The 20701-nt window shown below is 29.6% G+C and carries 23 protein-coding genes; 14 read left to right on the top strand and 9 right to left on the bottom strand.

Going from position 1 to position 20701, the window contains the following annotated elements; translation table 11 throughout:
* Positions 1–34: 34 nt before the first annotated feature.
* The 6 genes from gyrB to dnaA all read right to left on the bottom strand — a co-directional run bounded on the left by gyrB (position 35) and on the right by dnaA (position 6478).
* Positions 35–1939: a DNA topoisomerase (ATP-hydrolyzing) subunit B gene (gene gyrB / locus ACWJKS_RS18690; protein ID WP_216302188.1), complete on the bottom strand. Its 1905-nt coding sequence runs from the start codon at positions 1937–1939 to the stop codon at positions 35–37.
* Positions 1940–1959: 20 nt separating this feature from the next.
* Complete coding sequence (gene remB / locus ACWJKS_RS18685; RefSeq protein WP_165411855.1) at positions 1960–2223, bottom strand: extracellular matrix regulator RemB; 264 nt, start codon at positions 2221–2223, stop codon at positions 1960–1962.
* Between the two features lie 40 nt (positions 2224–2263).
* Positions 2264–3355 carry a DNA replication/repair protein RecF gene (gene recF / locus ACWJKS_RS18680; protein WP_216302186.1) on the bottom strand — a complete coding sequence of 364 codons (1092 nt, stop codon included), beginning with the start codon at positions 3353–3355 and terminating at the stop codon, positions 2264–2266.
* A 141-nt stretch (positions 3356–3496) separates the two neighbouring features.
* Positions 3497–3703, bottom strand: a complete 207-nt coding sequence (gene yaaA, locus ACWJKS_RS18675; protein ID WP_165411853.1) for a S4 domain-containing protein YaaA — start codon at positions 3701–3703, stop codon at positions 3497–3499.
* 44 nt (positions 3704–3747) lie between these two features.
* On the bottom strand, positions 3748–4854 hold the full coding sequence (dnaN, locus tag ACWJKS_RS18670; protein ID WP_216302185.1) for a DNA polymerase III subunit beta: 1107 nt from the start codon (positions 4852–4854) through the stop codon (positions 3748–3750).
* A gap of 271 nt (positions 4855–5125) precedes the next feature.
* Complete coding sequence (gene dnaA / locus ACWJKS_RS18665) at positions 5126–6478, bottom strand: chromosomal replication initiator protein DnaA (protein WP_165411851.1); 1353 nt, start codon at positions 6476–6478, stop codon at positions 5126–5128.
* A gap of 549 nt (positions 6479–7027) precedes the next feature.
* On the opposite strand from dnaA, the gene rpmH reads away from it, so the two are divergent.
* The 12 genes from rpmH to ACWJKS_RS18605 all read left to right on the top strand — a co-directional run bounded on the left by rpmH (position 7028) and on the right by ACWJKS_RS18605 (position 16796).
* Entirely contained in the window at positions 7028–7162 is a 135-nt protein-coding gene (rpmH, locus tag ACWJKS_RS18660; protein WP_165411850.1) for a 50S ribosomal protein L34, read from the top strand.
* Positions 7163–7220: 58 nt separating this feature from the next.
* Positions 7221–7586: a ribonuclease P protein component gene (gene rnpA, locus ACWJKS_RS18655; protein WP_165411863.1), complete on the top strand. Its 366-nt coding sequence runs from the start codon at positions 7221–7223 to the stop codon at positions 7584–7586.
* Positions 7558–7767, top strand: coding sequence for a membrane protein insertion efficiency factor YidD (gene yidD, locus ACWJKS_RS18650; RefSeq protein ID WP_216302184.1), 210 nt, complete (start codon positions 7558–7560; stop codon positions 7765–7767). Before rnpA ends, yidD begins: the two co-directional genes overlap by 29 nt.
* A 20-nt stretch (positions 7768–7787) precedes the next feature.
* Entirely contained in the window at positions 7788–8450 is a 663-nt protein-coding gene (yidC, locus tag ACWJKS_RS18645) for a membrane protein insertase YidC (protein ID WP_216302183.1), read from the top strand.
* Between the two features lie 141 nt (positions 8451–8591).
* Positions 8592–9218, top strand: coding sequence for an RNA-binding cell elongation regulator Jag/EloR (jag, locus tag ACWJKS_RS18640; RefSeq protein ID WP_165411847.1), 627 nt, complete (start codon positions 8592–8594; stop codon positions 9216–9218).
* Positions 9219–9284: 66 nt separating this feature from the next.
* Complete coding sequence (gene mnmE / locus ACWJKS_RS18635; RefSeq protein WP_216302181.1) at positions 9285–10661, top strand: tRNA uridine-5-carboxymethylaminomethyl(34) synthesis GTPase MnmE; 1377 nt, start codon at positions 9285–9287, stop codon at positions 10659–10661.
* An 8-nt stretch (positions 10662–10669) separates the two neighbouring features.
* The gene (gene mnmG / locus ACWJKS_RS18630; protein ID WP_462960169.1) at positions 10670–12559 is read left to right on the top strand and encodes a tRNA uridine-5-carboxymethylaminomethyl(34) synthesis enzyme MnmG; all 1890 of its coding nucleotides are present in this window, start codon (positions 10670–10672) and stop codon (positions 12557–12559) included.
* 19 nt (positions 12560–12578) lie between these two features.
* Positions 12579–13298 (top strand): 16S rRNA (guanine(527)-N(7))-methyltransferase RsmG, encoded by a 720-nt coding sequence (rsmG, locus tag ACWJKS_RS18625; RefSeq protein WP_462958863.1) that lies wholly within the window; start codon positions 12579–12581, stop codon positions 13296–13298.
* Between the two features lie 303 nt (positions 13299–13601).
* Positions 13602–14381: a nucleoid occlusion protein gene (gene noc / locus ACWJKS_RS18620; RefSeq protein WP_220286214.1), complete on the top strand. Its 780-nt coding sequence runs from the start codon at positions 13602–13604 to the stop codon at positions 14379–14381.
* 250 nt (positions 14382–14631) lie between these two features.
* Complete coding sequence (locus ACWJKS_RS18615; protein ID WP_216302178.1) at positions 14632–15402, top strand: ParA family protein; 771 nt, start codon at positions 14632–14634, stop codon at positions 15400–15402.
* 3 nt (positions 15403–15405) lie between these two features.
* Complete coding sequence (locus ACWJKS_RS18610; RefSeq protein ID WP_216302177.1) at positions 15406–16254, top strand: ParB/RepB/Spo0J family partition protein; 849 nt, start codon at positions 15406–15408, stop codon at positions 16252–16254.
* Between the two features lie 38 nt (positions 16255–16292).
* On the top strand, positions 16293–16796 hold the full coding sequence (locus tag ACWJKS_RS18605) for a DUF4446 family protein (RefSeq protein ID WP_216302176.1): 504 nt from the start codon (positions 16293–16295) through the stop codon (positions 16794–16796).
* A gap of 196 nt (positions 16797–16992) precedes the next feature.
* On the opposite strand, the gene yyaC is transcribed toward ACWJKS_RS18605, so the two are convergent.
* From yyaC to ACWJKS_RS18590, 3 genes are read right to left on the bottom strand one after another with little or no spacing between them, the layout of a single operon-like run.
* The gene (gene yyaC, locus ACWJKS_RS18600; protein ID WP_462960168.1) at positions 16993–17595 is read right to left on the bottom strand and encodes a spore protease YyaC; all 603 of its coding nucleotides are present in this window, start codon (positions 17593–17595) and stop codon (positions 16993–16995) included.
* Positions 17596–17642: 47 nt separating this feature from the next.
* The gene (ytvI, locus tag ACWJKS_RS18595; protein WP_462960167.1) at positions 17643–18695 is read right to left on the bottom strand and encodes a sporulation integral membrane protein YtvI; all 1053 of its coding nucleotides are present in this window, start codon (positions 18693–18695) and stop codon (positions 17643–17645) included.
* A gap of 10 nt (positions 18696–18705) precedes the next feature.
* A complete protein-coding gene (locus tag ACWJKS_RS18590) occupies positions 18706–19860 on the bottom strand; it encodes an aminotransferase class V-fold PLP-dependent enzyme (protein WP_462960166.1) in 1155 nt (384 codons plus the stop codon).
* Positions 19861–20187: 327 nt separating this feature from the next.
* Between ACWJKS_RS18590 and ACWJKS_RS18585 the strand changes: the two genes are divergently transcribed.
* Both ACWJKS_RS18585 and ACWJKS_RS18580 read left to right on the top strand, forming a co-directional pair.
* Positions 20188–20439 carry a DUF3343 domain-containing protein gene (locus ACWJKS_RS18585; RefSeq protein WP_462960165.1) on the top strand — a complete coding sequence of 84 codons (252 nt, stop codon included), beginning with the start codon at positions 20188–20190 and terminating at the stop codon, positions 20437–20439.
* A gap of 28 nt (positions 20440–20467) precedes the next feature.
* Entirely contained in the window at positions 20468–20686 is a 219-nt protein-coding gene (locus ACWJKS_RS18580; RefSeq protein WP_462958865.1) for a DUF951 domain-containing protein, read from the top strand.
* The last annotated feature ends 15 nt before the right edge of the window (positions 20687–20701 follow it).

Genomic DNA, 20701 nt, shown 5'->3' with positions numbered 1-20701 from the left:
GTAGTAGATTGATATGCTTGAATGCATTATCAAGCTATATATCTAAGTTAAGCACACCTTTAGCATTTTCTTGTATAAACTCTCTACGAGGTTCTACTTTATCGCCCATAAGAATAGTGAATATTTCATCCGCTGCCATTGCATCCTCAACCTGTACCTGAAGGAGTATACGCTCTTCAGGGTTCATTGTCGTATCCCAAAGTTGGTGTGCATCCATTTCCCCAAGACCTTTGTATCTTTGTATATCGGTGTTATTATCTTTTCCGCCTATTTCTAAAAGCAAAGCTTTTAATTCCTTGTCAGTATATACATAATGCTCTTTTTTGGCTTTAGAAACTTTATATAGTGGAGGTTGAGCTACATATACGTGTCCTTGCTCTACTAATTCTTTCATGTATCTATAGAAAAATGTTAGTAATAAAGTTCTAATATGTGCTCCATCTACGTCCGCATCTGTCATAATAATAATACGATCGTACCTTATTTTTTTTACATCAAAATCCTTTCCTATACCAGCACCAAAAGCGGTTATCATAGCCCTAATCTCTAGAGATGCGAGCATTTTATCAATTCTTTGCTTTTCAACATTCATTATTTTTCCTTTAAGAGGAAGTATAGCTTGGAATCTTCTGTCTCTACCCTGTTTTGCTGAACCACCCGCTGAATCACCCTCCACCAGATATATCTCACATTCCATAGGATCTTTTGAAGCACAATCTGATAATTTACCTGGAAGTGTAGTACTTTCTAGTACAGACTTTCGTCTTGTAAATTCTCTTGCTTTTTTTGCTGCTTCGCGAGCTCTTGCTGCATTTAATGCTTTATCAATTATGTTTTTACCTAGTTGTGGATCTTCCTCTAGAACATTACTGATAGACTCACCAACTATACTATCAACTATGCCCCTTACTTCACTATTACCAAGTTTAGTTTTTGTTTGCCCTTCAAATTGAGGATCAGTAAGCTTTATAGATATTACTGCTGTAAGACCTTCCCTTACATCTTCACCTGATAGGTTTTTATCATTTTCCTTTAAAAACCCAAATTTTTTAGCATAATCATTTACTACTCTTGTTAATGCCGACTTAAAACCAACTAGGTGTGTTCCACCTTCCACAGTATCTATATTGTTAGCAAATGAAAATATATTTTCTGTATATGTATCGTTGTATTGTAATGCTATTTCAACAACATAATCATCCTTATTTCCTTCCATGTATATGGTTTCATGAATTGTTCCTTTATTTCTATTCAAATAATCTACAAAAGATTTTATTCCTCCCTCATACAAGAAATCTTGCTTTTTCTCTTCTCGTTCATCTTCAAGGGTTATTCTTAAACCTTTATTTAAAAAGGCCAACTCTCTAAGTCTTTGAGACAAAGTTTCAAAATCAAAATCAATTTCTTCAAAAATTTCTGGATCAGGGGTAAAGAACACTTTTGTTCCATGTTCCTGCGTTGTTCCTATATTTACAAGTGTACTAGTAGTTTTACCCTTTGAAAAAGTTTGTTTCCATATATCACCATCAACTTTAACCTCTACTTCACAAATCACAGACAATGCATTAACTACAGATGAACCAACACCATGAAGACCACCGGATACTTTATATGCTCCACCACCAAATTTACCACCTGCATGTAGTACAGTCATTATAACTTCTACAGTAGGTATTTTCATTTTATGATGCATTCCTACGGGCATACCACGACCGTCATCTATAACAGTTATAGAGTTGTCTTTGTGTATAATTACATTAATATTCTTACAAAAGCCTGCTAAGGCCTCGTCAATACTATTATCTACAATTTCATAAACTAAGTGATGAAGACCCCTAATGCTAGTGCTACCTATATACATACCAGGTCTTTTTCTTACTGCTTCTAATCCTTCAAGTACTTGTATTTGACTTTCGTCATAAATATTATTATTTTCCATGTATATCCTCCTAACTTACTCTAAAGCGCATAATATACAGTTTCTGTTCTTTTGCATAAAGTTGAAGATGATATTGGTGATATATATATTTTACTTTTTTTATCTACCTCTGCAATTACAAAAGATTTAGCAATATTTTTTGTTATCCGCTCTACAAAACCATCTTCTTCGGCCATTCTTAAAAATTGGATAGTGTCCGAGCTATACATAGTAGTTTCCATGTCAAATATACCTATAATGTCTTTTATAGGCACTACTACATTTTCCCCTAAATGTAAAAACATATAATATCCTCCTTGATAATACATTCTACTTTATTTGAATCTATGTCATTACTTTTACTTCGCCTGACATAACTTCAAATATCTTACTTCCTGAGTTTAAATATTTTCTTATATCATTAATCCCGTTGCATGTAATTAATGTTTGAACTTCTTTTATAGATTTTAATATATATTCTTGCCTTTTTGTATCTAATTCAGACAAAACATCATCAAGTAATAATACTGGGTATTCTCCAGTTAGTTCTTTTATTATCGCTAGAGCTCCAAACTTAATTGTTAAAACTGAAGTTCTCTGTTGACCTTGGGATCCAAATATTCTAGCATTGATACCATTAAGGTCTATGGAAAAATCATCCCTATGTGGGCCTATTGATGTAGTTTTAGTTTCTATATCTCTTTTCCTATTTTTACATAAAAGCAAGTAAAAATTTTCTCGTATATTATCTAACTCCTTAATAGGCGTTAGATATTTAATATCTATTACTTCACTTTTGGATGTTATATTGCTATGTATTGTTTTTGATATTTTGTTTAATTTCTCTATATAAGTTATTCTATCTTTTATTATAATTGCACCGAATTCACTAAGTTGCTTATCATATACATCTATAATATCACTATTTGTATTCCATTTTTTTATAGTCAAGTTTCTCTCATTCAAAACTTTTTTATATTGCGATAAACTATAGTAGTAACGACGGCTTAACTTACAAAGCTCTATATCTAAGAATTTTCTCCTGTATGATGCAGATTCTTTAACAATATTTAAATCTTCGGGTGAAAACATAATCACATTGAAACTTCCTACTAACTCGGAGAGTTTTTGAACTTTTATAGAATTTATATTAACTCCTTTTCTACCTTCTTTAAAAATCTTTATTTCTATTTTTTTATCTAATCTAGTTTTACACACATAAAGCTTTATATATGCTTCTGTGCCGTTCCAATTTATCAATTCCTTATCCCTATTGGTTCTGTGAGACTTAGCTAAACTACAATAATAAATAGCTTCCAAAATATTTGTTTTTCCTTGTGCATTATCCCCTACAAATACGTTAGTACCTTTATTTAATTCTATAAATAATTTATTATAATTCCTGAAATTTTCAAGTTGTAAATATTTTATATGCATACAATCACCTATTATGATTATAACATATATATATAAGTTTATTATTTTATATATATAAATAACTTCTTATAAATTTTATTATTATAGACATAAATTGTGCACCGGAGATTATTTTAAAATTTTCCGGTGCATTCATATAATTTAAATTATTTTATAAGTTTCGCTGTTAAACTCAATTATATCGCCTTTAGATAATTTCTTACCTCTTTGAGTTTCTATTTCTCCATTGACTTTAATATCCTCATTTTTGATATAAAATTTTGCTTCTGAACCTAAACAAGCTATCCCAGCCCATTTTAGAAAAGAATCTAATTTTATTATATCTGTTTCTATTTTTATTTCATTCATTTCAAAACCTTCTTTTCCAAATATTATTAAAAATATATTTTAAATTAATTATTAGCTCTTATTCTTACCGGCAATACCATATACGTACAATTATTTTTTTCTTTGTTTTTTACAACACAAGGATTAACTCCACTAGAAAACTCCATAATTATCTCTTCTTCTTCCATTATTTTTAGAAGTTCTATTAGGTATTTTGAGTTAAATGCAATTTGAAGAGACTCACCTTGCAAAATTATATTTATTTCTTCTCTGGCCTTTCCCAATTGAGAATTAGAAGTGATTATCATGTTATCTTCTTCTATGTTGAATTTAACTAAATTGGTATTTCCCTCTTTTGCCATAAGAGAAGCCCGTTCTATACAGCTTAATAATTCATGTCTTTTAGCTGTAATTTTTAGATTATATTCCTCAGGTATTATTGAGCTATATTTTATGAATTCACCTTCGAGTAACCTTGATATAACCTTCGTTTTTCCAATATTAAATAAAATATGATTTGGTGTGAATGTTATATTAACGTTCTCATCTGTTTCTTCTAGTATTTTTGATACTTCACTTAATGTCTTACCTGGAATTACAGCATTTATATTAAAATCGTTATCTACTGGTTCACTTCTAAATGCAACCCTATAACCATCTAAAGCTACAAGATTAAGGTTTTTATCTTTTATTTCAAATAAGACTCCTGTAAGAATTGGTCTAGTCTCATCTTGCGCAACTGCAAAAATAGTACCTTTCATCATGTTTTTTAATACTTTCTGAGAAATTGAAAAGATCATGTTCTCTATTATATTTGGTAAATTGGGATAATCATCACTATTCATATGTATTATAGTTGCATATGATTTTTGGCAAACGATTTTAATAGAGTTATTTTCATCTGTTGCTATCTCTATTGCACTATTGGGTAATTTTCTTATGATTTCACCAAAAAGCTTAGAATCTAAAACTACACTTCCATCTTCCATAACCTCTGCATTAATTTTGGCCTCAATGCTTAAATCAACATCAGATCCTATAAGAGTTACTTCTCCGTTCTTAGCAGTTATTAATATACCTTGTAATACGGGTAAAGTTGATTTTCCTGTAATAGCTTTTTGAACGTTTGAAATTGCTTCTTGTAATATACTTTTTTCACATATAAATTTCATATAATAAAGACCTCCTTATCCACATGGGAAATTTATTAAAGATAGGTAAGATAATAATAAATTATTAGTAGTAATAGTAGTAGGGGCTGTTGATATGTTAAGAACCTATCTTAGACTATAAGCTGCAACAATGCTAGGTAGAAATGATTGTGGATAAGTATGCAAAAAAAAATCACAGTTATCCACAATATCAACAGCTACGTTTTATGTATTATTTTATACACAGGATTATATATATATAGTATCAACACCTGTTAATATCGGGATTATACTATTTTTGACTTATTTTTTTAGTTAGTTCTGCTATGTTATCTTGTAAATTTTCATCTTCTTTAAGACCATTAGATATTTTCTCACATGCGTGGATTACAGTTGTATGATCCCTACCTCCAAATTCTTCACCTATTTTAGGGAGAGACATATCAGTAAGCTTTCTGCACAAATACATTGCGATTTGTCTAGGAAATGTTATGTTCCTAGTTCGCCTCGAAGATTTAAAATCCTCAATTTTTAAATTGAAATAGCTAGAAACTATATCTTGTATTAGCTCAATAGTTACTTGTTTTGAATTTCTACTAGAAATAATATCTTTAAGTGCTTCTGATGCCAAATCTATACCAATTTCTTTATTAGTTAGTGAAGAAAAAGCTACAATTCGAATAAGAGCGCCTTCTAGCTCTCTTATGTTAGATTTTATTTTAGTAGCAATATACACCAATACTTCGTTTGGAATATTTAAATTCTCTATATCTGCTTTTTTCTTCAAAATAGCTATTCTAGTTTCAAAATCCGGTGGTTGTATATCAGCTATAAGACCCCATTCAAATCTAGACCTCAATCTATCCTCTAGAGTAGGTATTTCTTTAGGTGGTCTATCACTAGATAAAATAATTTGCTTATTTGCTTCATGAAGATCATTAAATGTATGGAAGAACTCTTCTTGCGTACGTTCTTTACCTGCAATAAATTGAATATCATCAATTAGAAGTACGTCCACATTTCTGTACTTGTTTCTAAATTCTACGTTTTTGTCGTCTTTAATAGAATTGATAAGTTCGTTTGTAAACTTTTCAGAAGAAACGTAAACAACCTTAGACTTTGGGTTGTTTGCTAATATATAATGACCAATAGCATGCATTAAATGCGTTTTTCCAAGACCAACCCCTCCATAAATAAATAGTGGATTATAAGCTTTCGCAGGGGATTCAGCTACAGCAAGTGATGCAGCGTGAGCAAATCGATTACTATTGCCAATTACATAAGAATCAAAGGTATATTTTGGGTTTAGTGTTGCAGACATTTCATCATTAAATATTATATTATTCCTATTAGCTTCTCGTTTCGCTTTAGGTGTTTCAATTTCGGCTACGTCCTCAGATAATATAAAGAATTCTATTTTATATGTTTTAGAAGTAATCAATTTAACAGCATTCATTATTAAATCCTTATATCTATTTTCAAGAATGTCTTTGGTAAAATTATTAGGAACACCTAATTTAAAAGTATTATTATCTAAGGCCATAGGTTCTATACTTTTAATCCAAGTATTAAAACTCACCTCTGTAAGTTCACCTTTTATTATACTTAAAGTTTTTTCCCAGATATCTTTAATTTGGGTGCTCATTTCCTACCCTCCAGTTCAAATAAAAAAATTTTATGTAAAAACAAACAATATATAAACAACATTATAAACAAAGTTATAAGCAATAAATTAATACATTGTAGGTTGTTGATAAATAGCATTAAAAATATACACATGTTAATAACTATGCTTATATTTTTAACAGGACTTAAATTGTTAACAATACAAAAAAAACTATTAACATATTAAATTAAGAAATAAATCTGCTTATATAGCTAAAAATAGATAATCAAAAGAAGTTTAATACAATATTGTAGTAGTTATTAACAGTTTTGTCCACAAGTTGTGAATAACTTTATCAATAAACAGGTTATTCACAGTTCTTTCTTATATAATATCAAAAAATAACAAGGTGTTCAAGAAGTTATCCACAAAAAAACATATAAATATAAAAAATATTAACAATAGTAATAAAAATGCTTATCTTGACATTAAGATGATGTGACTATATAATCTAATAGTAAAACTGTAAAAATGCGATTGTAAGATGATTGCTATAATGTATGGTTTAAAGAAGGAGGTGTAGTAGATATGTTCATGACTTACCAACCTAAGAAAAGACAAAGAAAAAAAGAACACGGATTTAGAAAGAGAATGAAAACCGCTTCTGGCAGAAACATTCTTCAAAAAAGAAGACAAAAAGGTAGAAAAAAATTGACAGCATAAAGGCCGCTAATGTGGCCTTTTTCTGCAATTTGCGGAAAAGAGGGCGGCTAATATTAATATTAATGTTAAGAAATATAGAATTAGAAAGAATACTGAATTTAGAACAGTATATAGAAGAGGAAAATCTTTTTCTAACCAATTATTAGTATTATATATTTATAGAAATGGTAAAGATATTAATAGATGTGGAATATCCGTTAGTAAAAAGGTAGGAAACAGTGTAATTCGCGGTAGAGTTAAAAGATTAATAAGCGAAAACTATAGGCTTAATAATGTAGGATTAAAAACAGGATATGATTTAGTGTTTATTGCAAGGAACCCTTCTAACTCTAAAAATTATAAAGAAATAGAGAGTGCTTTGACTAAACTACTTAAGAAAGCTGGTTTAATTAATAATGAAAAAAATACTTATACTGGGAATTAAATGTTATAGAAAATATATATCACCGTTTAAGAGGCCTTGTTGTATATTTTACCCTACATGTTCTCAGTATACTTTAGAAGCTATTGAAAAACACGGAGCAATAAAAGGATCTATTATGGGAATAAAGAGAATACTTAGATGTCATCCTTATAATAAGGGCGGCTTTGATCCAGTTAAATAACCACTTGGGAGGTTTTGTATTTGAAATTACAGTTTTTAAGTGATCCACTTTCAAAGTTCTTTTTCTTGATACATAATGGAGTGAATACGCTTATACCAAATAATGATATATCATTTGGATTAACAATAATTATATTTACAGTTATAATAAGAGTAATATTATTGCCATTAAGTATTAAACAAACTAAATCAACTGCTAAAATGGGTGCAATTCAGCCAGAAATGAAGAAAGTTCAAGAAAAATATAAAAAAGATCCACAAAAATCTCAGCAAGAAGTAATGAAGCTATATAAAGAAAATGGAGTAAATCCAATGGGTGGATGTTTACCAATGCTTGTTCAAATGCCTATTTTATTTGCTTTGTTTTATGTGTTTAACAACTTAGATATGCAGGGTGCTGGGTTCTTATGGATGAATGATTTAACAAAACCTGACCCTCTATATATATTACCAATATTGTCTACCGTTACAACATACTTTTCATCAAAACTTATGCAACCACCAGGAGACGCTGCTAAATCTAAACAGACTTCAACAATGAATACAGCAATGGCTATTTTTATGGGATTTATGAGTCTTAAATTTAAAGGTGCATTAGTATTATATTGGGTAATAAATAACTTATTACAAGTTGTTCAAACTTTAGTTATAAATAAAATGGAACTTCCAAAAAAAGAAAGTTAACGACTTTTAAAATGATAGCCTCCCAATTTTATAGGTGGGAGTCTAAATTTCCTTCTGAAGTCGTTAATGTTACAGCATCGAAGATGATGATTTAACACAAGTGCCTAATTTTGATATTTAGAAAGGCGGGTGAAGTGTGGTATGAATAATATAGAAATTATGGGTAAAAATGTAGAAGATGCAATTAATAATGCATTGATGCAGTTAAAAGTTACAAGAGATAAAGTAAAAGTGGAAACACTTGATGAAGGTAGCAAAGGGTTTTTAAATATCATAGGGGTAAAACCTGCTAAAATAAGAGTTACAGTTAAAAGAGATAGTTTAAATGAAGCTAAAACTTTTTTAATGGAAGTATTGCAGTCTATGAGTATGAAAGCTGAAGTAAACCTTAAATATGAAAACAATGAAATAAAGATTGAATTAATCGGACCTAATATGGGACTATTAATAGGATATAGAGGCGAGACTTTAGATTCACTTCAATATCTTATAAGTTTAGTTGTAAACAAAAATCATGATGAAGAGTATAAAAGAGTAACATTAGATACTGAAAATTATAGAGCAAAAAGAGAAGAAACTTTAAAAAGACTTGCATCAAAAATTGCCTATAAGGTAAGGATTAGTGGTAGAATATTAAAACTTGAGCCTATGAATCCTTATGAGAGAAGAATAATACACTCTACACTTCAAAATGATTCATATATTTATACTTATAGTGAAGGTGAAGAGCCCTATAGAAGAGTTGTAGTTGATTTGAAGAAAGCCTAAGGGCTTTTTTTTTAAATTTATGAAACTAAGTTTAATATTAATTATAAAATTAGGAGGTCATATTTAATGAAAGAATTTGATACTATAGCTGCAATAGCAACTAGTATAGGAGAAGGTGGTATATCTATAATTAGAGTATCTGGTGATATGTCGATAGATATAGTCAATAGTATATTTATAGGCAAAAATAATAGAAAACTTCATGATTTAAAATCTTATACTATGAGATATGGACATATTATTGATAAAAATGGTAGTAGACTTGATGAAGTTATTATTTCCTATATGAAAGGCCCTAAAAGCTTTACTGCAGAAGACACTATTGAGATAAATTGTCATGGTGGAGTAGTTGGAACTAATAGAATTTTACAAGAGGTTATTCTTGCTGGAGCAAGAATGGCAGAACCCGGTGAATTTACTAAAAGAGCATTTCTGAATGGTAGAATTGACTTAAGCCAGGCAGAGGCAGTTATAGATATAATAAGAGCAAAGACAGATCTAAGTATGAAGTCAGCTCTTATGCAATCAGAAGGTTCAATTTCCAGGGAAATAAAAAATATAAGAAATAAATTACTTAGTGTAATTGCAAGTATAGAGGTTACAGTTGATTACCCTGAAGAGGATATTGAAGAAGTAACTGCAGAAAAAGTTAATGAAGATGTTATTGATATAATTAGTGAGATAGATACACTTTTAAGTACGGCTGATGAAGGCAAAATTCTAAGAGAAGGCCTAAGCACTGTTATAGTTGGGAAGCCAAATGTAGGGAAATCATCACTTCTTAATGCCCTTGTTAAAGAAAAAAGAGCTATTGTTACAGATGTACCCGGTACTACAAGGGATGCAATAGAAGAGTATATAAACATTGAAGGTATACCAGTTAAGATAGTAGATACTGCAGGAATTCGCGAAACTGAAGATATAGTTGAGAAAATTGGAGTAGAAAAATCAAAGGAGAAAATTGATGAGGCGGATTTAGTTATCTTAATATTAGATTCAAGTAAGAAATTAACTCATGAAGATAGAGAAATTATTAAATATATTAAAAACAAAAAATACATTGTACTATTAAACAAAAGCGATTTAGGTGGTAAAATAGAGATAGAAGAATTACAAAGTCTAAAATCAAAGTACATAACTAATGTTTCAGTAAAAACAGGTGAAGGATTAAATCATGTTAAAGAATATATAAAAGATTTATTCTTTAAGGGTGAGATTAAAACTGAAGGAATATTTGTTACAAATAATAGACATAAGGAATCTTTAATAAGAGCAAAGGAAAACTTAGAATCTTCATTAAATGCACTAGAATATACATTAGCTATAGATTTAGCATCAATTGATATACGAAATGCATGGATAAGTTTAGGTGAGATTACAGGAGAGATTTTAGAAGAAGATATTATACATAAGATATTCTCAGAATTTTGTTTAGGAAAGTAGGGATAAATATGAAATATGATGCAGGAAATTATGATGTTATAGTTATTGGAGCTGGTCATGCAGGTTGCGAAGCAGCACTTGCAGCTGCAAGAATAGGGTGCAAGACTTTAATTTGTGCTATAAATTTAGATAGTGTGGCTTTGATGCCATGTAACCCCAATATCGGTGGAACGGCTAAAGGGCATTTAGTAAGGGAAATAGATGCTCTTGGTGGTGAAATGGGAATAAATATTGATAATACATATATACAATCAAGAATGCTAAACAAATCAAAAGGACCAGCTGTATTCTCGTTAAGAGCTCAAGCGGATAAAAAAGCATATGGACAAAGGATGAAACATGTAATAGAAAATCAAGAAAATTTGCAATTAAAACAATTAGAAGTAGTATCTATAGATGCACCAAAAGGGAAAATAAAGGGTGTATGCACGAAAAATGGCGCATATTTTACTACTAAGGCTGTTATTATAGCTTCTGGAACTTATTTAAAATCAAAGGTTATTATCGGAGATTGTTCTTATAATGAAGGACCTAGTGGATTACTTCCAGCTAATGAACTTTCTAAATCTTTAGATGATATGGGTATAACTTTAAGAAGATTTAAAACAGGAACTCCAGCTAGAATAAACAAACGGTCAGTAGACTTTTCTAAAATGGATGAGCAAGTTGGTGATGAAGAGGTAGTTCCATTTTCATTTATTAGCGAAGATATTAGTAGAAATCAGCTATGTTGCTATTTAACTTATACAAATGAAAATACTCATAATGTAATTAGAAAAAACATTCATAGATCACCGCTATATAATGGATCAATTAAGAGTACTGGGCCTAGATATTGCCCGTCTATCGAAGATAAAGTAATGAGATTTACAGATAAAGAAAGGCACCAAATATTCATAGAACCTGAAGGTGAGAATACGCAGGAAATGTATGTTCAAGGTATGTCTAGCTCACTTCCTGAGGAAATTCAGGTGGAAATGCTAAAAACAGTACCTGGACTTGAAAATGTAGAAATTATGAGAACGGCTTATGCCATAGAATATGACTGTATAGATTCAACCGAGTTAAAACTTTCACTAGAATTTAAAAATATTCAAGGTTTATTCTCAGCGGGGCAAATAAATGGTAGCTCAGGATATGAAGAAGCTGCTTCGCAGGGGATTATTGCAGGGATCAATGCTGCACTTACTATTCAAAATAAGGATCCATTAATATTAAAAAGATCTGATGGATATATAGGGGTTTTAATTGACGATTTAGTTACTAAAGGCACTAATGAACCATATAGGATGATGACCTCAAGAGCAGAGTATAGATTGTTGTTAAGGCAAGACAACGCTGATTTAAGGTTAACTGAAATAGGGTATGGAGTAGGCCTTGTTAAAGAAGATAGATATGAAATATTTAAGAAAAAGAAGATGCAAATTGAAGAGGAAATTGAGAGAATAAAACATTTGCAGATCACAAATAAAAAAGAAATTGAGGAATTTTTAATTTCTTGTAATTCTACTCCACTGAAAAAGCCTATTAGTTTATACGAACTTATAAAAAGACCTGAACTTGATTACTATATAGTTGAAAGACTGGATGCAGATAGACCTAAATTAAATAAATATATACAGCAGCAAGTTAATATTGTTTCAAAATATGAAGGGTATATCCAGAAACAATTAGATCAAATTAAGCAATTTAAAAAGTTTGAAAACAAAATCATATCAAAAGATATAAATTATGACAATATAAAGGGACTAAGGATAGAAGCTATGCAAAAACTAGGTAAAATAAAACCAGAGAGTATAGGTCAAGCTTCTAGAATATCAGGTGTTTCGCCTGCGGATATGTCTGTTCTAATGATATATCTTGAGCAACAGAAAAGACTTAACATTAACCAACAATAAAAAAACATGGAGTTGAAATATGAAATACTTTGATATATTAAATAAGGCTAGCAGTAATGAAGGACTTGAATTTAGCGAAAAAAAATACGAGCAATTTATGAAATATAAAGACCTTATAAAGGAATGGAATGAAAAAGTAAATTTGACTGCTATAAAAGAAGATGAAGAAATAGTAAAGAAGCACTTTATTGATTCTATGAAGGTTTTTAAGTTTGATCAGTTAAAGAATGCAAAGAATGTTATAGATATAGGTACTGGAGGAGGGTTTCCAGGTATTCCTATGAAAATAATAAAGCCTGAAGTAAATATAGTTTTATTAGATTCACTGAATAAGAGAGTTAAATTTTTAAATGAAGTAATTAATTCTCTTCAACTAGAAAGTATTAAAGCTATTCACGGTAGAGCAGAAGATTTTGCACAAGAAATACAATATAGAGAAAAGTTTGATGTTGCAGTATCAAGGGCAGTTGCTAATTTAACAGTCTTGAGTGAATATTGTATACCTTATGTAAAGGTTGGAGGATATTTTGTTGCAATGAAGGGGCCTGCAGTTGAAGAGGAAATTAAGCAATCTAAAAATGCAATTAGGATGCTGGGTGGACGAATCGAACATATAGAAAAGGTACAAATTGAAGATAGTGATTTAAATCATAACCTGGTAATAATAAGTAAAATATCGCAAACACATAGGAAATATCCTAGAAAAGCAGGGATGGTTACTAAAGAGCCGTTATTTTAACGACATTTCAGAAGGAAGGTCTCTTATTTCTATAAGTGGGAGTACCTACTATAAGTAGGAGTTACTTGCCCTAACAAATAGAAAACTTCAGTGGGAGTATAAATCTACTTCTGAAGTCGTTAATATGCAGCTCCGCAGGAGATGATTTAACGACAGCACCACAAGTGATGATTGCACCAAACAGTGGATAAGTAATGTTATAATTTGTCGTACGAAAGAATAAAAAAGAAGAAGGAAATAAGATAAAAACGGAGAATTGTTAATAAAAGGTAAAAAAAAGGAAAAATTGAGGGATGGTATATTATGAAAAATAATGTAAATCACGTATCTATAGAATTAATTTCTCCAAATGTTTATCAGCCTAGAAAGCATTTTAATGAAGAAACTATTGAAGAACTATCACAGTCAATAAAGGCTTATGGAATAATCCAACCGCTAACAGTTAGAAAAATTGGGGAAAACGGGTATGAACTAGTAGCGGGAGAAAGAAGACTAAGAGCAGCAAAAAAAATAGGGCTTGAACAAGTCCCAGTAATTATTATAGATATTACAGATAAAGATTCCGCAGCAATTGCGTTATTAGAAAATTTGCAAAGAGAAGATCTAAATTTTTTAGAAGAAGCTATAGCTTATCATAATCTTATTCAAGATCATTCTTACACACAAGAACAGTTAGCACAAATGATAGGGAAAAAACAATCAACTATTGCAAACAAATTAAGATTACTAAAATTGGATAATCAAATAACAAGTATCTTAGTAGAAAATAAGCTTACTGAAAGACATGCTAGAGCTTTGTTAAGATTAACTGATATAAACATTCAAAAGAAAGTACTTAAAATAATTGTTGATAAATCGCTTAATGTTAAAAATACAGAAGAACTTATTGAAAAAGAACTATTGAAGTTATGCAGAGATGGAGTGATTGTTAGTGGTAAGAAAAGAATCAAAGGAATTTTCGCGCCTAGAGTATATATAAATACTATAAAACAAGTTTTTGATAAGTATGGAATAAATGCAGAATACAAGTCTAAAGAATTAGAAGATAGTATAGAAGTGACAATAAGAATACCTAAAAAATAGACATTAAAAACAGAATGTTTCACGTGAAACATTCTGTTTTTTTAATGTTTTTTTGGAAAATTCAAAAAAGTACTATTAAAATATTTAACATAAATATATAATGAACTATATAGAAAAATTAAAGTATAAGTTATGAATTATAAAGTATAGTTTATATTACCTGTAACCTATATAAATTGTAAGTTATTGGGGTTTATACAATTTATAAACTATAGAAACACAAATAATATTATGAAGGGTAAGTGTAGCCATGAAAACCATATGTATCTTTAATCAAAAGGGAGGAGTAGGCAAAACTACTACAAATATAAATCTATGTTCTTATTTAGCTATGCAAGGGAAAAAAATATTAACAATAGATATTGATCCTCAAGGAAACACTACAAGTGGATTAGGATTTGATAAAAAGCAAATAAATTTATCAATATATGATTTATTAACATCGGATATTTCAATTAGGGATACTATAAAAGAATGCGAGTTAGTTAATAATTTGTATTTAGTACCTTCTACAATGGAACTTGCAGGGGCAGAAGTAGAATTGATTAGTATAGATAATCGTGAAAATAAGCTAAAAGAAAAGCTTAAAGAAATTGAGGGTGAATTTGACTATGTTTTTATAGATTGTCCACCTTCTTTGGGTATTTTAACCATAAATGCGCTTACAGCCGCAAGTAGCGTGCTTACACCTATTCAATGTGAATTTTATGCTTTAGAGGGTGTGGGGCAATTAGTAAATACAATCCAATTAGTTAAAAAATCTTTAAATAAAGAATTAGAAATTGAGGGTATAATTCTTAGTATGTATGATAATAGAACAAAACTTTGTAATGAGGTTGTATCAGAAGTGAAAAAATATTTCAATGATAAAGTGTATAAAACAACAATACCTAGAAATGTTCGTCTGGCTGAATCTCCAAGTTTTGGATTACCAATTATGTTGTATGATGATAAGTGCAAGGGAGCAGAAGCGTACGAAAAATTAGCAAATGAATTTTTAAATAGACAAAGGGGATGTTAAATATTGAATAAAAAATTTGGATTAGGTAAAGGGTTGGGAGCTTTAATACCTGAAGAAGAAAGTACAGAAGATAGTTCCAATGTTTTTAAAATATCTATGAATTTGATTAAAGCTAATAAAGATCAGCCAAGGAAAAACTTTGATCCTGAAAAAATATCTGAATTAGCACAATCAATAAAAGAACATGGAGTTATTCAACCTATTATTTTGAATAAAGAAGATGATGTATATATAGTAGTAGCAGGTGAAAGAAGATTCAGAGCAGCGAAAAGTATTGGCCTCGCAGAAATACCTGCAATCATTATGAATATAAACAACAAAGAAGTACTAGAAATATCATTAATAGAAAACATTCAAAGAGAAGATTTAAACCCAATTGAGGAAGCTATAGCTTACAAAAAACTATTAACGGAGTTTAATCTTACGCAGGAAGAAATAAGTAAAAAGGTTTCGAAATCAAGAACAGCTATAACAAATTGCATGAGATTATTAAACTTAGATGAAAGAGTTCAAGATTACATAATAGATGGAGTAATTTCCGAGGGACATGGAAGGGCAATACTCGGTATAAGTGATAGACAGCTTCAGTATCAAATCGCTCAAATGGTTATAGATGATAATCTCAACGTGAGAGAAACAGAAAGATTAGTAAAAAACTTTGGAAATGAAAAGCCACAAAAAGTAGTAAAAAATGAAAATGATATATATTATAAAGATATAATGAATAGATTAGAAAATCGTTTTGGTACTAAAGTTCTTATAAATTCTAAGAATAAGAACAAGGGTAAAATAGAAATTGAGTATTATTCAGAAGAAGATTTTGAAAGAATTTTAGAGGTTTTTAATATATAATGTTTCACGTGAAACTAATAGAGAGGATGTAATTCAGAATGAAAAGTATCATTAATTTTATAAAGAATGAACAGATTTATATAATAATAGCTCTTATGATTATTGTATTTATGCTAATAGTAATAATTATAATAACCTATGCATTTTTAAATAAACTAGAGAGAAGATACAGAAAATTAATGCGAGGTGTAAATAATAAAAATTTAGAAGAAGTGGTTATATCTTATTTAGACAAAATCGACGAAGTTAAAGATGAAAATGAAGTTATAAAACAAAGGTATGAACAGATAAATGGGGAACTGAAAACTTGTGTGCAAAAAACTTCAATGATAAGATATAAAGCATTTGATGATATGGGAAGTGATTTAAGTTTCTCTATAACATTGATTGATGGGAATGGTAATGGTGCTATATTAACAAGTATCTATGGTAGAAATGAGAGTACTACTTATGCTAAACCAATAGATAAAGGAATATCTAGGTATGAGCTATCTCAGGAAGAAAGTAAAGTTTTAGAGCAAGCTATAAATTTAAAAAAATAAAAAAGTATATATTGCGATTATGCATTTACTTCGTTAAGAACTACTAATTTTATTTTTCATTAATCTGGTGAAAATCATAAGCTCGCTGTAGCTCAAACGTATGTTTTTCCTAACCCATCTTAATTAAAAATAACTAAGAAGTTCTAAAGCTCGCTTCAATGTATTATGCGCAATATATACTTTTTTTGCATAAAAATCAACCTTCAACGTCCTTAATGTTGAAATCATCATAAATGGAATTTAATTTTTTTTCGCCTGCGATTTTGAGTATTGAATGGTATAAACCAGTGGATATAGTATCGGCAAGCATCATTACTGTATATAATCTTGTATTTTGAAGAACCATAAATTCAAAGGCTCCAGATATATTTACAATGCCCGTTATGCTTAAATCACCCACCTTAGGTAAATCTTTATTCATAGCAGCACCAGGACTTAATGGTTTTTCCTCAATAATGATTTTTCCTACATTTTGCAAACTTCCGAGGCAAGCATCTATTGCAATAATGTAAGGATTAGTATAGGAATAGTTAATTTCATTAATTGTTTCACATAAATTTTTTGCATGGACTGGACATTCAAGACTACCGTAAACATGAAGTCTATTTCTAACTAAAAATTTAAGCTTGTTTCCAACCAGGGGTCCTAAGCTATCACCAGTAGATCTGTCGGTGCCAATACATAAAATAACAATAGGGCGTGAGCATTTTGCTATGGGAAAAATATATTGACTTATAATATCTCTTAATTTAAAAGTGCAATCTCTGGACATAGAATCTAAAATAACTTTATCTACCATAAAAAAACCTCCTATTGGGATATTATCCATTTAGGAGGTTTTCTATTCTATAAAACTTCAACTTTTTTCAATATATTATAAAAAACTAAAAAAAACATACAGAATAGCATCCCAACAATACCATTTGCTCTTAATCCTATAAATATAGAAGCGAGAACTGCTACGGGGTGAATGCCTAGTGATGAAGACACAATCTTGGGTTCTATAATTTGTCTTACTATAGTGATAATTATATAAGATATCAAGAGGCCTAAAGCAGCTACATAATTAGTAGATATAAAAAATATTATTATTACGGGAAGGTATATAGCTCCTATACCGAAAATAGGGAGTAAATCAAATAATCCACATAATACACTCAGAGTTACAGCATACTTAACTTTGAAAACTATAAAAACAATTAATGTTTCTAAAAATGTTATAGTGATTATCAGTAAGTAAGAAAGTAAATAATTCTTAAGCATCTTTTTTGATTCATCAAATATGGAATGTAATCTATCTTCATTTTTGCGGGGAATTAAATCAAACTTTTTTTTGCTTGAAGATGACAAATCTTTTGTGAAGAAATAAGTAGTAAGTAAAGTAAATAATAAAACCATTAAAATATAAGGTATAGTAGATACAAAATCTAGGGTTTGAGAAAAAATTTTTGTGGATGCATTCATGCTAATATTTATAGTCTTGCTTATATAATTAGTAATATTTGACTCAATATTACTAACCACATTTGGATCTAAAGTTTTATAATAATTTTGTAAGTTACTAAAAATATTAATTACAATGTCTTTGTTTAAAGTTATATATGATTGGATGTTTTTTCCGAGTAGTATCGATTCTGAAGTTAAAGTAGTGATGATTAAAGATAATAATACAACAATTACAGTGAAAAATATGGTGGTAGTAAATAATGAAGCTATAGTGTTTTGAAGTTTGAATTTTTTCATCAAAAATTTTGTTGGTATCTTAAGTAGTGAAGCTAAAATAAAAGCAAATACAAAGGGAAGGGTGAACCCAATAGTTCCAAAAAAGATTACAAAAACAAAGGTATACAAAACAAAAAATATAGCTAGTTTATCAATTTTTTTTAGAATATTTTCCATGTAAATAAAATCACACCTTTCTAATAATAGTATTGAGGGCGTTAAGGGTATAATTGATGTCTTTAATATCATTAAAAGGGCCAATGCCAAATCTTAAAGTACCAGATGGATATGTTCCAATGTTTTTATGAGCTAGTGGCGCACAGTGAAGTCCAGTTCTTGTTGTAATTCCATATTCACTATCTAGAATAAACCCTAACTCGGAATTGTCAATTTTTGTTGAATTAACAGAGATAGTAGCGGTTCTTTTAGAACTATCGGTGAGACCATAGACATTAACAGAGGATATATTTAGAAGCCCCTCTATAAAATTTTTGCACAAATATTCTTCGCTTTCGCGAATAGAGTCTAAACCCTGGTCATTAATAAAATTAATACCTTCTAAAAGGCCAGCTATACCTGGAGCATTTAGAGTCCCGCTTTCAAATTTATCAGGCAAAAAATCTGGTTGAACAATACTAGATGAAAGACTACCAGTCCCACCCTCTATAAATGCAGAGCATCTTTCATTTAAATTATCATCAATTAAAAATCCACCGGTACCTTGAGGTCCTAGTAAACTTTTATGGCCTGTAAAAGCTAGGGCATTACAATTTAATTTATAGAAATCTATTGGTAATATTCCTGCAGTTGGCGCAGTATCTATAACAAAATAAATGCCCTTTTCTTTACATATCCTACCAATAGATTCTAAAGGCTGAATACTTCCAATAATGTTAGAAGCATGTGAGAGAACCACCAATTTTGTATTAGGTTTAAGTGTATTTACAAAATCGTCTACATTAATTAAGCCTTCTTTTGAGCAAGGGACAATGCCTAATTCTATAACGCCTTTTTCGCAAAGGGAGTTTAATGGTCTTAAAGTAGCGTTATGATCCATTGAAGAAGTTATTACATGCCAGCCTTTTTGGCATGTAGATTTTATAAGTATATTTAAAGAAGTGGTAATATTTGATGTAAAAATCACATTCTCAACTTTATCAAAGTGAAAAAAATCCATTAAAGCATACCTACAATTTAAAATAACTCTATTTCCGGCAAGTGAAGTTGTAGATACACCCCTTCCTGGGTTTGAACCTATATTCATCATATAATTCATCATTGAATTATACACTGCGGGTGGTTTAGGAAAGGTAGTGGCTGCATTATCTAAATATATTTTCATGATTTCCTCCAATATTACACAATAATTTATTAGTATATTCTATAAAAAATATAGAGGCTATTAATATTATGTATAACAAGTTAAATTTTGTTTTCATACAATTAAGACTATAAATAGTTTATAATAAAATTAGATAAATAATAAAATACACTTTTTATAAGAATATTTTAGAAATTAGAATTTTAAATTCTCATTATGAAATAATATACAATGTTGCATTATAAATACAAAATTTTAAATTAATATATTATACAATATTATAATCTAAAGTTATGTAAATGTATATGAAGTGATTAATATTATGGCATGGAAGTAGGGTGAAAAACATTGAATAAATATTATATAGTAACATTTCAAAATACACATGAAGCCATGAAAGCGGAAAGAGAAGCACTGCGACAACAGGTTAAGGTAGTAGTTGTTCCTACGCCTACATATATAACTAAAAGTTGTGGGATTAGTTTAAAAATAGAGGATGAGAATATTCGAAGTATAATGGAGCTAATTAAGTTAGAAAAGATAAAGGTAAAAGAAATTTTTGTACGAGATAAAGAAAGTGTAAAAGTTATGACAATATAGTAAAAATAAATTAAAGGTGGGATGTTTAATGAAGGTGTTCAATTTAGGAGATATTGTTGAAATGAAAAAAACTCACCCTTGTGGCAGCAAGAATTGGGAAATCATTAGGTTAGGTGCGGATATAAAAATAAAATGTTTAGGTTGCGATCGGATAGTAATGCTTCCAAGAATAAAATTTGATTCGGGTGTAAAGAAAATTATAAAAGAAAATGTACTAAATAAAGAAAAAGCACCTATAAAAAAATAATTACTTGATTAATGC

It is taken from the genome of Clostridium sp. CM038, from assembly GCF_055081105.1.
Note: the sequence above shows the minus strand (reverse complement) of the source record. Positions and strands in the feature narration are given on the sequence as shown.